The organism is Sphaerisporangium rufum, from assembly GCF_016863395.1.
Lineage (GTDB): Bacteria > Actinomycetota > Actinomycetes > Streptosporangiales > Streptosporangiaceae > Sphaerisporangium > Sphaerisporangium rufum.
The window spans coordinates 131,007-145,994 of record NZ_BOOU01000014.1 but is presented as its reverse complement, the minus strand read 5'-3'; the positions used below and the strand labels follow the sequence as shown (position 1 = coordinate 145,994).

Annotated in this window: 9 protein-coding genes; 2 read left to right on the top strand and 7 right to left on the bottom strand. The window is 75.1% G+C overall.

From position 1 onward, the window contains the following. Positions 1–53: 53 nt before the first annotated feature. The 4 genes from Sru01_RS06175 to Sru01_RS06160 form a co-directional block, all read right to left on the bottom strand. Positions 54–1,424: a condensation domain-containing protein gene (locus Sru01_RS06175; protein WP_203982890.1), complete on the bottom strand. Its 1,371-nt coding sequence runs from the start codon at positions 1,422–1,424 to the stop codon at positions 54–56. Positions 1,425–1,622: 198 nt separating this feature from the next. Further along, positions 1,623–3,233, bottom strand: a complete 1,611-nt coding sequence (cmdF, locus tag Sru01_RS06170) for a tyrosine 2,3-aminomutase (protein WP_203982889.1) — start codon at positions 3,231–3,233, stop codon at positions 1,623–1,625. Next, on the bottom strand, positions 3,234–6,650 hold the full coding sequence (locus Sru01_RS06165) for an AMP-binding protein (RefSeq protein WP_203982888.1): 3,417 nt from the start codon (positions 6,648–6,650) through the stop codon (positions 3,234–3,236). A 239-nt stretch (positions 6,651–6,889) separates the two neighbouring features. Then, on the bottom strand, positions 6,890–8,296 hold the full coding sequence (locus tag Sru01_RS06160) for an NAD(P)/FAD-dependent oxidoreductase (RefSeq protein WP_203982887.1): 1,407 nt from the start codon (positions 8,294–8,296) through the stop codon (positions 6,890–6,892). Positions 8,297–8,970: 674 nt separating this feature from the next. On the opposite strand from Sru01_RS06160, the gene Sru01_RS06155 reads away from it, so the two are divergent. Together Sru01_RS06155 and Sru01_RS06150 are read left to right on the top strand one after the other, a co-directional pair. Beyond that, entirely contained in the window at positions 8,971–9,723 is a 753-nt protein-coding gene (locus tag Sru01_RS06155; RefSeq protein WP_203982886.1) for an SDR family NAD(P)-dependent oxidoreductase, read from the top strand. A gap of 40 nt (positions 9,724–9,763) precedes the next feature. Then, positions 9,764–10,912: an acyl-CoA dehydrogenase family protein gene (locus tag Sru01_RS06150; protein WP_373869492.1), complete on the top strand. Its 1,149-nt coding sequence runs from the start codon at positions 9,764–9,766 to the stop codon at positions 10,910–10,912. A 44-nt stretch (positions 10,913–10,956) separates the two neighbouring features. On the opposite strand, the gene Sru01_RS06145 is transcribed toward Sru01_RS06150, so the two are convergent. The 3 genes from Sru01_RS06145 to Sru01_RS06135 form a co-directional block, all read right to left on the bottom strand. Beyond that, the gene (locus Sru01_RS06145; RefSeq protein ID WP_203982884.1) at positions 10,957–12,660 is read right to left on the bottom strand and encodes a carboxylesterase/lipase family protein; all 1,704 of its coding nucleotides are present in this window, start codon (positions 12,658–12,660) and stop codon (positions 10,957–10,959) included. A 237-nt stretch (positions 12,661–12,897) separates the two neighbouring features. Further along, positions 12,898–13,563, bottom strand: coding sequence for a response regulator (locus tag Sru01_RS06140; protein ID WP_203982883.1), 666 nt, complete (start codon positions 13,561–13,563; stop codon positions 12,898–12,900). Beyond that, positions 13,560–14,897: a sensor histidine kinase gene (locus Sru01_RS06135; RefSeq protein ID WP_203982882.1), complete on the bottom strand. Its 1,338-nt coding sequence runs from the start codon at positions 14,895–14,897 to the stop codon at positions 13,560–13,562. Before Sru01_RS06135 ends, Sru01_RS06140 begins: the two co-directional genes overlap by 4 nt. Positions 14,898–14,988 lie beyond the last annotated feature (91 nt).

Here is a 14,988-nt window from a genome sequence, read left to right as displayed (position 1 = left end):
TCGGCGACGGCTGGTCGGTTTCGCGAATCGATGGTGACCGGTGGCGGGGCGCCTCAGGCCCACTCCAGCGGCTCGTCCGGGGCGGTCACCGCCCTGCCGAGCACCCGGTGGAACCCGGCCGCCATGCCGGCGATGGTCGCCTCGTCGAAGAGGTTGGTGTTGTAGCCGAGGGTGCCGACGATGTCCCCGGAGGCGTCGATCTCCAGATGCCACATGGCGCCGTCGGGGATGTCGCCGCCCACCGGCTGCGACATGAGCCGCCGGCGGATCTCGGTGTAGCGCAGGTCGCCGGCCCGCTCCTCGGTGGCGAGCGGCGAGCGGAACACCTGGAAGGCGCACGCGGCCCGGTCGTCGGCCATGGAGGGCAGCATCAGCTCGGGGGCCTCGCCGATGACCACGGCGAACGGGATGTCGTTGGAGTACGCCTCGACGCAGGTGCGGCGGGTGCGCGCCACCACGTCGCGGAAGGTGACGCACCCGGTCAGGTCGATGCGCAGCGGGACGAAGTTGAAGAACGACCCGACGGTGTCCTGGAACTCGGGCCTGCCGCGGCCGGAGGTGAACGTCGGCACCACCACGTCGGTGATCCCGGTCATCCGGCGCAACAGGGTGGCGTACGCCGCGAGCAGCACCATGAACGGCGAGCCGCGCAGCCCGCGGCCGATCCGCAGCACCTCGGTGGTGAGTTCGGCGGGGATCCAGAACCGGTGCCAGGCGGTCGACTTGGGCAGCCCGGCCGACCGCGGGTGGTCGGTGGGCAGGGCCAGGATGCCGGCGCCGGCGAGCTTGTCCCGCCAGTACGCGCGCGGCCGCTCCCCCGCCCCGCCGCCGGCGGCCTGCTCCCAGGCCGCGTACTCGCGGTACTGCAGGGCGGGCGGCAGCTCGGCCGGGTATCCGGTGCGGGCGGCGTAGAAGCCGGCCAGGTCCCGCATGACCAGGCGCATCGACCACTCGTCCACGGCGGTGTGGTGCGCGACCAGGATCAGCACCGCGTCCCGCTCGTCGAACCGGCCGAGGACCGCCCGCACCAGCGGCAGCTCGTCGATGCCGTACTCCCCCGACTCGACCTCGACCAGCAGCTCCTCGGCGCGCAGCTCGCGCTCGCCCGGCGCCGTGCCGGACAGGTCGCGCACCTGGAGGGTGGCCGGGGACGGTGGCAGCACCTTCTGGTACCGGTCGCCCGGGTCGCGGACGATCAGGGTGCGCAGCGCCTCGTGCCGCACCACGACGTCGTCCAGGGCGGCGCGCAGCGTGCCGGCGTCCACCGGGCCGGCCAGCCGCCAGCCGCAGACGATGTTGTACTTGGGCCCGAACGGGCCCTCGCCGTCGCCGCGGTCGAAATTGCAGAGGAATTCCTGGTTGAAGGAGAGCGGAATCCGGTCCGCGACGTCGCCTGGTGCCGCCGGCACGGTGGAAATCGTCATGACGCCTCGATTCCTCCTTCTTCCTCCGCCGGCCGGTCGGACGGCGGGCCGGTGAATCAATTCCCGGCGTTTATCGACGGCCGCCCGGCCCGGACGGTGAATACCGCTGATCCGTTCTCACTGTAACCATTCCGGGCCGAGCCGCCGTTATTCTGGATTGCCGACCGGCGGCCGCTGGCGGCCGCCGGTCCGGTACGGTCAGCGCAGCTCGATCTGGGCGGCCTCGGCGACCTTGAGGAACTCGCCGCGCGACACCGCGGCGGCCACCAGCTCGATGTCGTCGGACATGTACCGGTCGCGGTCCAGGGTCGGCACCAGCGAGCGCACCAGCTCGTAGGTCGCCTTGCCCGCCGGGCTGAGCCCGTCGAAGCGGCCGGAGACGTCCACCGCCTGCGCCGCGGCGAGGAACTCCACGGCCAGGATGCGGGTGTTGTTGGACAGCACCCGGCGCGCGTTGCGGGCGGCGATCAGGCCCATGCTGACCACGTCCTGGTTGTCGCCGTTGGACGGCACGCTCTGGGTGCTGGCCGGGCCGATGGTGCGGTTCTCGGCGACCAGCGCGGTCGCCGGGTACTGGGCGCCGGCGAAGCCGCTGTTCAGGCCGGGGTCGCCCGCGACCAGGAACTCGGGCAGGCCGTCGCTGAGGTGCCGGTTCAGCAGCCGGTTGGTGCGCCGCTCGGAGAAGACGCCGAGCTGGGTGAGGGCGATCGTCACGTAGTCCATGGCGAACGCGACCGGCTGGCCGTGGAAGTTGGCGCCGTGGAAGATCTCCTTGCCTTCGAAGAAGAGCGGGTTGTCGTTGGAGGAGTTCAGCTCGATGCTCAGCTTCTCCACCGCGTGGTACAGCGCGTCGCGGACCGCGCCGACCACCTGCGGGATCGCCCGCAGCGTGTAGGCCTTCTGCAGGTAGACCTCGGTGCGGTGCACGCCGTCGCCGTTCTTGGCCTCCTGCGCCTGCCGGCGCAGCTCGGCGTGCTCCAGGGTGAGGCCGCTGCCGCGCATCAGCGTGCGCATGTTGGCCGCGGTGTCGATCTGGCCCCGGTGCGGGCGGGCCACGTCGTGCCCGTCGGCGAGGAACGGGCTGGTCGAGCCGCGCAGCGTCTCCACCACCAGCGCGGTGACGATCTCGGCTTGGCGCACCTGCTCCAGGGCGCGGCCGACGACCAGGCTGCCGAGGCCGGTCATCCCGGAGGTGCCGTTGATCAGCGACAGGCCCTCCTTGAACCGCAGCTGCAGCGGCTCGATGCCGTGCTCGCGCAGCACGGTGCCGGTCTCGACCCGCTTGCCGTCGCGCAGCACGTACCCCTCGCCGATGAGCGTGGTGGCGATGTGCGCCAGCGTCGCCAGGTCGCCGCTGGCGCCGAGCGAGCCGATCTCCGGGATGGCCGGGGTGATGCCCAGGTTAAGGTACAGCGCGAGCCGCTCCAGCAGTTCTGGTCGCACCGCCGAGTAGCCCTTGGCCAGCGCGTTCAGCCGGGCGACCAGGATCGCCCGCGCCTCGTCCTGCGCGAACAGCGGGCCCACGCCGGCGCTGTGGCTGCGGACCAGGTTGGTCTGCAGCTCCACCTCCTTGGAGGTGTCGACCAGCATGTAGATCATCTCACCGTAGCCGGTGGTGACGCCGTAGACCGGGATGTTCTCCCGCACGGTGTCCTCGAACATCCGCCGGCTGGTGGCCGCCCGGGCCAGCGCCGCCGACGAGATCGTGCACGGCGCCCAGTCCTCGGCCACCCGGCGGACGTCGGCGATCTCCAGGCTCTCGCCGTCGAAATCAACTGACCGTTCGGTTTCCACCAGAGTCACGTTCACTCACCCCATCATGGTTTGGGTTACTGCTTCGGTCGGTACGGCGTGCGAATCGATAAGAGACTCGACAAGTGCGGAAAGACCGGCCGGTGTCGGATCGGCGAAGAACCGGGCCACCGGAATGTCCACTCCGAAACGCGTGCGGATCCGGTCGAGAAGCGAAGGGACCAGCAGGGAATGCCCGCCGGCCGCGAAGAAGGTGACGTCCGGCTCGGGGGCGACGGCGCCGGGCCGGCCGGCGTGCAGGACCTCCGACCAGATGGCGGCGACCGCCCGGCCGGCCGGCGTGGCCGCGGCGCGGGCCGCCCGGGCCGACGGGCGGGACGGCCGCGGCAGCCGGGCGCGGTCCACCTTGCCGCCGGCGTTGCGCGGCAGCTCGCCGAGCGCGCGGAACGACACCGGCGGCATGCCCTTGCCGAACCGGCGGCGCAGCGCCGCGCGCCAGGCGTCCGCCGCGGCCTCGCCGCGCGGCACGACGTACCCGACCAGCCGGCTGACCAGCCCGTCCGGCCCGCGGACCGCGACGACGGCGCACTCGGCCACCGACGGGTGCGCGGCGAGCGCCGCCTCGATGTCGGTGAGCTCCAGCCGGACGCCGTTGAACTTGATCTGGAAGTCCGCGCGCCCGCCGAACTCCAGCGCGCCGTCCCACCGGATCCGCCCCCGGTCCCCGGTCCGATACGCCGGTACCGGTGCCCCGGGCCGGTCCGCCTGGCCGGGCCGGTCCGCCTGGCCGGGCTGGTCCGCCCTGGTGAACCGGGCCGCCAGGCCGGCCTGACCGGCTCCGCCCGCATCGGCGGCCGGGGCGGGCTCGTCTGCCTCGACGGCCGCCGCCGGGCCCGGGGTGAGCGGGCGGAAGCGGGCCCGGTCGCCGGCGGCGGCGCCGACGTATCCGGGGGTGACGTGCGGGCCGCGGATCACGATCTCGCCGGTCACCCCGGGCGGGCAGGGCCGGTCAAACCCGTCCACCACCAGGACCTGCCGGCCCGGGATGGGCCGGCCGACCGGCGCCACCCCCGATACCGGCCCGGTGATCTCGTGCCAGGTGGCCAGGATGGACTCGGTCGGGCCGTACAGGTTCACCAGCCGCGCGCCCGGCAGCGCGTCGCGCAGGCCGTTCGCCAGCTCGCCGGGCAGCGGCTCCCCGGCCAGCAGCAGGTGGTCCAGCGCTCCCGGGTAGGCCGCCGGGCCGCCGTCCCGGATCGCGGTCAGCAGGCCGCGGGCGAAGCTGGGCACCGTCTGGAACAGGGTGATCCGCTCGGCCGCCAGCCAGCCGGCCGCCTTGTCGGGGTCGCCGCGGCTGTCATCCGGCACCGGGCACAGCGTGCCGCCCGCGACCAGGGCCGCGAAGACCTCCATCAGCGCGGCGTCGTAGCCGGGCGCCGCCCACTGGGCGACCCGCGCCCCGGGCCGGACGCCGAACTCGCCGGCGAACCAGGTGACGAACTGCGCCAGGGTCCGCCAGGTGTGCGCGATCCCTTTCGGCCGCCCGGTGGACCCGGAGGTGTAGGCCACGTATCCCCAGGCCTCCGCGGCCGGTACGACCGGCGCCGCGACCGGTGGCACGTCCTCGTCCCCCGGCAGGACGGACAGGTCGAGCACCGGGGCGTCGAGCTCGTCGCGGTACCAGCGGGCCAGGTCGTCGCCGGCCTCCCCGTCGACCAGCAGGCGGACCGGCCGGATGTCGGACAGCACCGCCCGGCCGCGCTCGCCGAGGTCGCCGGCACCCAGGCAGACCAGGTGGGCGCCGGCCTCAAGGACGCCGAGCAGCGCGATCACCTGCCGCGCGCCCGGTCCCATCCGCACCGCCACCGGCCGCCCGGCGACCCCGTCCCCGGTTTCCCCGGTACGCAGCGCGGCGGCGACTCGGGCGGCTCCGGCCACCAGCTCGCGGTAGGTGAGATCGGCACCGGCCCAGCGGACCGCGACGGCGTCCGGAATCTCGGCCGCGCGCTCGCGGACCAGCTCCTGCACCGGCCGGATCGGCGCATCCACCGGGTCCGGTGCGAGATCGGCGGGCGGGGCCAAGGGGAGGTCGGCGACCGGGTGGTCGGGGTCGCGCAGCGCGGCGGCCAGCAAGGCGTGCAGCTGACCGAGGACCAGGCCGGCCGCGCCCGCGGAGAACAGGTCCTCCCGGTAGCGCAGCTCGCCGGTGAGGGACGGCCCGGCCGCGTCGACCGTCAGGGCCAGCGCCGCGCCGCTCCAGCCGTCCTCGGCCGCGACCGGCCGCACCCGGGTGCCGGGCAGTTCCAGCCGCGCCTCGGGTGCCGCGCGCAGCGTGAACGTCACCTCGGTGACCGGCGTCCGGTAGGCGCCGCGTCCGGGGTCGAGCGCCCGGGCCAGGTCGGTGAACGGCACGGCGTGCGCGGACGCCTCCCGGGCCGCGGCGGCCACCCGGCCGGCCACCCGCCGCAGGCCGGGCCGTCCGGACAGGTCGGCGCAGATGACCAGGTGGTCCTCGAACGGGCCGGCCTCCCCGGCGTGGGCCGCGTCCGGCCGGGTGTCCACCGGGACGCCGACCAGGACGCGGTCGTCGCCGCCGTACCGGCCGAGCAGGCTGTGCCAGGCGGCCAGCAGCACCGCGAACGGCGTGGTGTCCTCGGCGCGGGCCAGCTCGGCCACGCCACGGAACAGGCTCGTGCCCCAGTCGAAGGGCAGCCGTCCGGGCCGGTGCGACGGTCCGGTGCCGCCGGCCCGGTCGGCGGGCAGCGCGGGCGGAGCGGGCAGCGGGGCCAGCGCCGCCACCCACCACGCGATCAGCGCGGCATCCTCGGCGACGGGCGCGTCCGCGCCGTGCCGTCCGGCCCGGCCGGTACGCATCGACGGCACGAACGGCTCGGCCCGCAGGGACTCTTTGGGATATGCGGGCGGGGCGGTGGGGGCCGCCGCGGGCATCGGCCTGCCCGCGACGGCCGCCGCGTAGCACCGGGACAGGTCGCCGGCGACGATCGCCATCGATCGCGGGTCGGCGACCGCCCGGTGCAGCACCAGGGCCACCAGGTGCTCGCCGCCGCCCAGGGCGGCGACCGCCAGCCGGGCGAGCGGCCCGGTGGCCAGGTCGAACGGGGCGGTGACCGTCGCGGCGCACCACCGCGCGGCCACCGCCTCCGCCCGCGCCGCCGCACCGGCGGCGGGTTCGGTGTAAGTGAGCGAGCACGTGGGATCGGCGGAGATGTGCCGGACCGGGTGTCCGTCCGGGGCCGGGAGGGTGGTCCGGAGGGCGTCGTGCCGCCGGACGACCGCCTGCCAGGCGGCGGACAGGGCCGCCAGGTCGAGGTCGCCGGTCACCCGGTACACGCGGTGGAGATGGTGGGCCGGCGAGCCGGGGGTCAACCGGTCGAGGAACCAGGCGGCGTCCTGGGCGCGTGATGGCGCGGCGCGCCGGGGGGCGGGCCCGCCGGCCGCAGATGCCTCGGTCACTCTGGCTTCCTTCCAGGTTCGCACCGCCGCGCCGCGGGCCGGTGACGGCCGGGCGCGGCCGGCCTCCGGCGGTCGCGGGTGCCCGCCGCGCGGGGCGGCTCCGGCGCCCCGCACGCCGCGGCCGGCGCCGTCCGCGGGGATGGACGGGCGCGCGGCCGCGGCGGGGTGCGGCGGGCGGTCCGCGCCGGACACGGGGCCCGGGCCGCGCGCCGTCGCGCGGCCAGGGCCACCGGGCCGGGTCAGGAGATCGGGACCTCGCGACGCTCGGCGGCCCGGTTGCGCGGGCGGTCCGGCGACGGCTTGGTGATCCCGGTCGCGGCGAGCAGCACGCGGAGCAGGAACTTCGGCTTCATCAGCGTCTTGGGGTGCTCGACCTGGCCGGCGACGCGCATGTAGCCGGCGGTGACCCGGCTGTCGCGGGCGGCGGCGGTCTGCACCAGCTTCATGAACGCCTGCTCCAGCTTCAGCGACAGCGGGCGCTCGCCCTCCACGCCGGGGAAGCTGAGGTCGACGTTGTGGGTCATCTGCCACGGCGGGTCGATGACGTTGCGGGCCAGGTCGCGGAAGTAGTCCAGCGGCTGGGGGGCCGCGCCGCTGTGCAGGTGCTCGCGGATGGTGAGCGCCGACAGCGCGGCCACGGTCATGCCGCCCGCGTACACCGGGTTGAAGGTGGTGACCGCGTCGCCGACGACCAGCAGCCCGTCGGGGAAGCGGTCCATGTCCTCGTAGCGGCGCCGCAGCGTGGTCGGGAAGCGGAACGCGACCGGCTCCTCCAGCGGCTCGGCCTTGATCACCGCGTCGTACACCTCGGGGATGCCGAGGGACCGGATGAACTCGAACAGGCCGGCCTGGTCGGTGGGCGGGTGGTCGCCGAGGATGCCGTAGGTGGTCATCTCGGCCCGGTCGCCGTCGGTCTTGGCGAACAGGATGCCGCGTGGCAGCTTCGGCCAGGCCACCCCGTTGATCGACAGGTCGCCCTGGTAGGGGTCGTTGCGCAGCCGGTAGTGCTGGGTGACGTAGCCGAGGCCGATCTTCTTGCGGTCCTCCTTGACCCGGGGGTAGCCGAGGTCCTCCAGCCAGATGGGGGTGCGCGAGCCGCGGCCGGTGGCGTCCACGACCAGGTCGGCGTCGATGGTCTCCACGCCGCGGTCGGCGTCCAGGTCCTGCACCCGCACCCCGACGATCTTGCGACGGTCCGAGGTGGCGGCCAGGCCGAGGATGTCGTGCCGCTCGGCGAACTTCACGTTGCCCAGCGCCTGGGTGCGCCGACGCACGTGGTACTCCAGCATCGGCCGGCTGGCGCCCACGCACAGCATGTCGGCGTCGCGCTGCTTGAGCCGCTTGCCGCGCACGTACCACCGGACGGTGCCGGCCAGGTCGCCCCGCGGCACGCCGTCGGCGAAGAGCTCCTCGGTGATGCCTGGGTACATGCTCTCGATCGCGCGCTGGCCGCGGGTCAGCAGGCCGCTGATGTGCCGGCCCTGCGGGCAGCCGCGCCGGGCGTCCTTGACGTCGACCAGCTTGTCGCGGTCGACGATGACGACTTCGTCGTAGGCGTCGGCGAGCACTCTGGCCGCGAACAGCCCGCCGAGGCTCCCGCCGAGCACCACCGCGCGGGTATTGGCGTCGTTGCCCATCGTGGTCATCTCCTCGAAAATCCGTATTCTGGTCCGGCATCGTCTCTGCGGCGGGTCCATCGGTGATGGACCGGGAATTCCGCGCCCGATCGGCCACCGGCGGCGCGTCCGGCCGGGGCGCGTCCGGCATGTTCTGCGCGGCCTACGGAAAGGCGTTGTTCCGCGGGCCGGAATCACCGATCGCGGCGCCGGGAACGCCTTTCCCGAAGGCGGCGGACCGGCCGGCGCGGCCGGAGGTGTCCCGGCCGGCGCGGTGGCCGCCGCGCTGGGATGAGTACTGGATTGCCACCGTCGTCACCAGGGGCTCCGTCGGGCGGCGGCGTCGCGCGGCGCCGGCCCGGCCTGGGCGCGTCCTGGGGTCCGTACGGTCTGCCGTCGGCGATGCGCTAGCTACGGGTACGAGGCACGGCAGGCTCCTTCCTTGACCTCTTCGGCCGGTCCGGTCGGCGGGGACGGGCGCGCGGGCGGCGATTGACATTCGCCCGGGTAATACGCTTTCGGCCGCCGATCGGCACCGCTACATCGTCACGTCCGCCCAAGCGGCACCGCATCTCCGGAAATGCTGTGCTCCGCACCTGGACGGCCATTGCCCGGGATTAGGGAACACCCCGGAAAGAGGCCGGTGAAAATAAGTCAGCAATCGCGGAGATGTCGGCCCGCGGCGCGGATGTGAGGCTGGCGGCATGGCCGAGTTCAAAGACAGAACCGTATTGATCACCGGTGGCGGCAGCGGGATGGGGCTGGCCACCGCCGGACGCCTGGTCGAGGCGGGCGCGAACGTGGTGCTCGCCGGCCGCCGCGCCGACAAGCTGGAGGCGGCCGCCAAGGAGCTGGACGCCGGCGACCGCGTCCTGACCGTGCCGTGCGACGTGTCCAGCACCGCCGACCTGGACCGGCTCGCCGACCGGATCGGGGACCGGTTCGGCGAGCTGACCGGCGTCTTCGCCAACGCCGGCGCGCTGGGCTTCGCCCGGGCCGGCGACGTCACCGAGGAGGAGTTCGACCGCCTGGTGGGGACCAACTTCAAGGGCGTGTTCTTCACCGTGCAGAAGTCCCTGCCGCTGCTGGCGGACGGCGGCGCCATCGTGGTCAACGGCTCCTGGCTGACCCACCGGGCGCTGGCGTTCACCCCGGTCTACGCGGCCACCAAGGCCGCGGTGATCAACATGGTGCGCAGCCTGGCCGCCGACCTCGGCCCGCGCCGGGTCCGGGTCAACGCGGTCAGCCCCGGCTACATCGTCACCGAGATGTTCGAGGCCGCGGCGAGCACCGAGGAGGCGCAGGAGGAGTGCCGTAGCCAGGTGGCGATCGGCCGGCTGGGCGCCGCCGAGGACATCGCGGACGCCGTGCTGTACCTGCTGTCGTCGCGCGCGTCGTACATCACCGGCCAGGAGATCCGGGTGGACGGCGGGCTGACCACCTCGGTCGCGCTCTGACCCGTCCCGGCCGCCGCGCCACCGCACGAAGGGAACTGTGATGGACTTCCGGCTGGACGAGGAGTACGAGGCGCTGCGCAAGACGGTGGCCGACTTCGCGCGCACCGAGGTCGCGCCGGTCGTCGCCGGGCTGTACGAGCGGGCGGAGTTCCCGTACGCCCTGGTCGCCAAGATGGGGCGGATGGGACTGTTCGGGCTGCCCTTCCCGGAGGAGTACGGGGGCGCGGGCGGCGACTATCTGGCGCTGTGCGTGGCGCTGGAGGAGCTGGCCCGGGTCGACTCCTCGGTGGCCGTCGCGCTGTCGGCCGGCATCTCGCTCGGCGCGATGCCGCTGTACCGGTTCGGCACCCGCGAGCAGAAGGAGCGGTGGCTGCCCGCGCTGTGCGCCGGGGAGGCGCTGGCCGCGTTCGGCCTGACCGAGCCGGGCGGCGGCACCGACGCGGGCGCGACCCGCACCCGGGCCGTGCTGGACGGCGATCACTGGGTGATCGACGGCAGCAAGTCGTTCATCACCAACTCCGGCACCGACATCACCAGCCTGGTCACCGTCACCGCGGTGACCGGGACCCGGGACGGCGGCCGCAAGGAGATCTCCGCGATCATGGTGCCGGCCGGCACGCCGGGCTTCGCGGTGGCCCCGTCCTACTCCAAGGTCGGCTGGTGCGCCTCCGACACCCACGAGCTGTCGTTCACCGGCTGCCGGGTGCCGGCCGCGAACCTGCTCGGCGAGCGGGGCCGCGGATACGCCCAGTTCCTGGCCATCCTGGACGAGAGCCGGCTGGCGCTGGCGGCGGTCGGCGTCGGGCTCGCGCAGGGCTGCGTGGACGAGTGCCTGCGGTATGTGCGCGAGCGTGAGGCGTTCGGCCGGAAGATCGGCGAGTACCAGGCCATCCAGTTCAAGATCGCCGACATGGAGGCGCGGGTGCACACCGCGCGGCTGGCCTACTACCAGGCCGCCGCCCGGATGCTGCGCGGCGAGTCGTTCAAGAAGGAGGCGTCCATCGCCAAGCTCGTGTCGTCGAACGCGGCGATGGACAACTCCCGCGAGGCCACCCAGATCTTCGGCGGCTACGGCTTCATGAACGATTTCCCGGTGGCCCGGTTCTACCGGGACGCGAAGATCCTGGAGATCGGCGAGGGCACCAGCGAGGTCCAGCGCATGATCATCGCTCGGCAGCTCGGGCTGTGATCCCGGCGGTCCCGGCCGGCCCCTATGCGGCCGGGACCGCCGGGTCACAGGTCGAGCGCGTCGAAGGGGATCGCGTCCCACAGGGCGCGCTCGGCGCCGGCCGGGTCGTCCTCGGTCCGCGGGGCCAGATCCCAGATCTTGGTGGCCCGGCGCGGCACCGAGTAGGCCGGCCACGGCGCCGCGCCGCCCGCGCCCGGGTCGCCGGTGCGGGCGAACGACGTCCAGGCGTCCATCATCCGGCCGGACAGCCGGCCGAGCCCGGCCGGGTCGGCGCGCAGCGCGTCCGCGCCGCCCGGGATGCCGGTGAAGCGCAGGCTGCCGAAGACGAACGGCAGCTCGGCGGTGTGCACGGCGCCGAGCCCGCCGGACGGCGCCCAGTCGAACCGGTAGGTGAACGTTCGCCGCCAGCGGCTCTGCGCGTCGGCCAGCCGGGTGGCCGGGACCCGGACCATCTGGTCGGTGAACATCGCCAGCGCCGCCTGCTGCTCGCTCCGCCCGGCCCGGTACACCTTGGTCATCTCCTCGCGCCGGTCGGCCAGCGCGGCCGGGAAGAGCGCGTCGTACTGGGCCGCCAAGGCCGGCAGCCCACCGGGGGTGAACTGCGCGAAGTAGTTCACCTCGTCGCGGTTGCTCCCCACCAGCAGCTCGACGTGGCGGGCATGCCCGGCCTCGACCCGCTCGGTCACCGGGCCACGGACCAGCGTGCCGTCGATGTACGGGCCGAAGTACAGCGCGCCGCCGGCCGCACCGGGGACGGTGGCCACCGCCTGCTCCTGCAGCTCCAGCACGCGGGCGGCGGGCAGCGCGGCCAGCTCGGCCACGCTGCGCACCGGCAGCGCGGGGGCCAGCCGGCGCTCCAGCGCCGCGGAGTGCACCAGCGCGCCGCTGCCGCTCTGCAGCACCGCCCGGCGGAACAGCCGTTCGGGGTGGTCGGTGGCGAGCATGGCGCTGATCGAGATGGCGCCCTCCGACTCGCCCGCGACGGTGATCCGCCCGGGGTCGCCGCCGAACGCGCGAGCCTGCCGCCGCACCCAGCGCAGCGCCGCCATCTGGTCACGCAGCCCGTTGTTGCCCGACCCCCGGTAGGCGGGGTCCAGGTGGCCGAGCTCGGCCCAGCCGAACGCGCCGAGCCGGTAGTTCAGCGTGACCACCACCGCGTCCCCGCGGGCGGCGAGCGCCGTGCCGTCGTAGCGCGGCTCGTTCGCGCCGCCGAACCGGGCGGCGCCGCCGTGGATGAAGACGATCACCGGACGCCGGGCGCGGCGGTCCGGGCTCGGTGTCCACACGTTGAGGTACAGGCAGTCCTCGTCGGTGTACACCGGGCGGGCGTCGGGGTACTCCTCCGACACATCGTCGCGGAACTGCGGGCACACCCGCGTCCCGTCCACGGCGCGCAGCGTGCCGCGCCAGGGCCGGGCCGGCCGCGGCGGCCGGAACCGCAGCGCGCCGACCGGGGCCTGCGCGTACGGGATGCCGCGGAACGCGCACACGCCGCCCCTGGCCGTCCCGGCCACCGCGCCGAGCGACGTGCGGGCGGCGCACTCCCCCGCCGGGCGCGCGCCGGCCGGGACCACGCCCCCCGGTGCGGTGGCGGACCATACGGGAGACGCCGCCGTCCTGGCGACCGGCGCGGCCCTGGACGGCGCGGCGGCGGACGGTACGGCGGCGGACGGTACGGCGCCGGGCGCGGCGGCCAGGGTCAGCGCGGCCACCGTGGCGGCGACGGCGGCGGCGATGGCAGATGGCATCGAATCCTCCTCTGATCGGTGGAACGGCCAGAGTCTGTTCCGCCCGCGCCGCCCGCCACATCGCCCGCCGGAGCGGACCGCCCCTCCCTCTCGCGGGCGACCGATCCGGCCGGCGCGGCATCCGGCACGGCACTGGCCGGCACGGCACTGGCCGGCACGGCGCCGGACGATGCGGCGCCGGACGATGCGGCGCCGGACGGCCGTCGCACGCCGCCGCCCGCAGATCCTGGTCCGGTGCTATTCGGCACCCGGGACGGCCAGGCCGGATTCGTAGGCGAACACCACGGCCTGGGCGCGGTCGCGCAGGCCGAGCTTGCCCAGCACGCTGCTCACGTGCGTCTTCACGGTGTGCTCGCTGACGGTGAGCTCGGCGGCGATCTCGGCGTTGGACAGACCGCGCGCGACCTGGCGCAGCGTGTCGCGTTCACGGTCGGTCAGGGCGGCCAGCCGCCGACGCAGCTCCGGCCGCGCCGTGCCGCGCCGGACGACGTCCTCCACCAGCCGCCGGGTCACCGAGGGAGCGAGCAGCGCCTCCCCGGCGGCGACCAGCCGGACCGCCCGCACCAGGTCGTCCCGGCGGACGTCCTTGAGCAGGAAGCCGCCGGCGCCGGCCCGCAGCGCGTCGTACACGTGCTCGTCCACGTCGTACATGGTGAGCACCAGCACCTTGGCGGAGGTACGGCGGCAGATCTCGGCGGTGGCCGCCACCCCGTCCAGCCGCGGCATCCGGATGTCCATCAGCACCAGGTCCGGGCGCAGCGCGACGGCGCGCTCGACCGCCTCGGCGCCGTCGGCGGCCTCGCCGACCACGGTGATGCCGTCCTGCGCGTCGAGGATCATGGCGAACCCGCCGCGGATGAGGTCCTGGTCGTCGGCCACCAGGACGCGCAGCGGGCCGCTCATGCGAGGGGAAGGACGGCGGTGACGGTGAACCCGCGCGGGTCGACGGTGAGGGTGCCGCCGCAGGCCGCCGCCCGCTCGCGCATCCCGATGATGCCGTGGCCCCCGTGGTACTCCTCCCGGCGCCCTTCCCCGCGTCCCGCCCGCCGGCCTCGCCACGGTCGATCGGTCGCGGCGGCGCCGGTCGCCGTGCCCGTCACCGTGCCCGTCGCCGTGCCCGTCGCCGTGCCCGTCACCGTGCCCGTCACCGTGCCCGTCACCGTGCCGGCCGGCGGCGGCGTCCCGGTCCCGCCCGGCCACGGCACCGCCCGCCCCGGCCCCGTCCGGCCGACCCGCCGGTGCCGGCCCTGGCGGTCACCGGCGCCGTCAGTGACCTCGACGGTCAGCGTGCGCGGTTCCCAGGCGAGCCGGACCAGCGCGGCGGGGACCTCGGCGTGCCGCAGCACGTTGGTCAGGCTTTCCTGGACGATCCGGTAGGCGGCCACGCCCACCGCCGGCGGCACCGGCCGCCGGGTGCCGTGCTCCTCGACGGTGACCGCGACCCCGGCCCGCCGGGTGCGGTCCGCCAGGTCGGGCAGCGCGTCCAGGCCGGGCAGCGCGCCAGGTCGCGGGTCGGGGCCGCCGGGGCCGCGCAGCGTGCCGAGGATCGCACGCAGCTGGCCGACCGCGTCCCGGCCGGCGTCGGCGATCGCCTCGAAGGCCGCCTCGGCCCGCGCCGGGTGGGTGCGTACCGCGAGCGGACCCGCCTCGGCCTGGACCATCATGAGGCCGACCGAGTGGGTGACGATGTCGTGCATGTCGCGGGCGATGCGGGTGCGCTCCTCGGCCACCGCGGCGGCCCGTTCCTCGGCCAGCCGCCGGGCCCGCTCCCGGTCCGCCTCGCGCTGGGCGCGCCGGGCCCGGGTGCTGGCGCCCAGCGCGTAGGCGGCGACGAACGAGGTGAACACCGCCCGCGAGGTGTCCAGGCTCTCGTGCGGCAGCACCAGGGACGCGGTCACCCCGGCGGCGAGTCCGGCCACGCCGATCGGCCGCCAGGCCGGCGGTGCCTGCGCGGCGAAGGTGTAGGTGCAGATCAGCGGGCCGTACGGCAGGAAGGGCAGCACCGGGTGGGCCAGCGCGCTCTGCGACAGCGCCAGGGCGGTGGTCGCGGCGCCGGCCACCAGGCCGGCGGCCACCAGATGGGTGCGCCGCCACAGCACCGGTGCCGCGCCGAGCACGGCGAGCGCCACCGCCCACCAGGCGCGCGGGTACGGCACCAGCATGGGTGCCACCGAGGCGGCCACCGCCGCCGCGGCGATCAGGGCGTCACCGCGCGACACCCCGGGTAGGTACAGCACGGCGCTCCTCCCGATCCGGCGTCGCCAAGCCTAGGACGGCGAGCCGCGCGCCGCCTCCCTCTGCCCGGCGAGCCCGGGGTCGCTCGCGCGG

Coding starts and splice junctions, on each gene's coding strand:
- Sru01_RS06145 (WP_203982884.1), bottom strand. CDS start 12,660: ATGCCATCTGCCATCGCCGCCGCCGTCGCCGCCACGGTGGCCGCGCTG.
- Sru01_RS06150 (WP_373869492.1), top strand. CDS start 9,764: ATGGACTTCCGGCTGGACGAGGAGTACGAGGCGCTGCGCAAGACGGTG.
- Sru01_RS06175 (WP_203982890.1), bottom strand. CDS start 1,424: ATGACGATTTCCACCGTGCCGGCGGCACCAGGCGACGTCGCGGACCGG.
- Sru01_RS06155 (WP_203982886.1), top strand. CDS start 8,971: ATGGCCGAGTTCAAAGACAGAACCGTATTGATCACCGGTGGCGGCAGC.
- Sru01_RS06140 (WP_203982883.1), bottom strand. CDS start 13,563: ATGAGCGGCCCGCTGCGCGTCCTGGTGGCCGACGACCAGGACCTCATC.
- Sru01_RS06160 (WP_203982887.1), bottom strand. CDS start 8,296: ATGACCACGATGGGCAACGACGCCAATACCCGCGCGGTGGTGCTCGGC.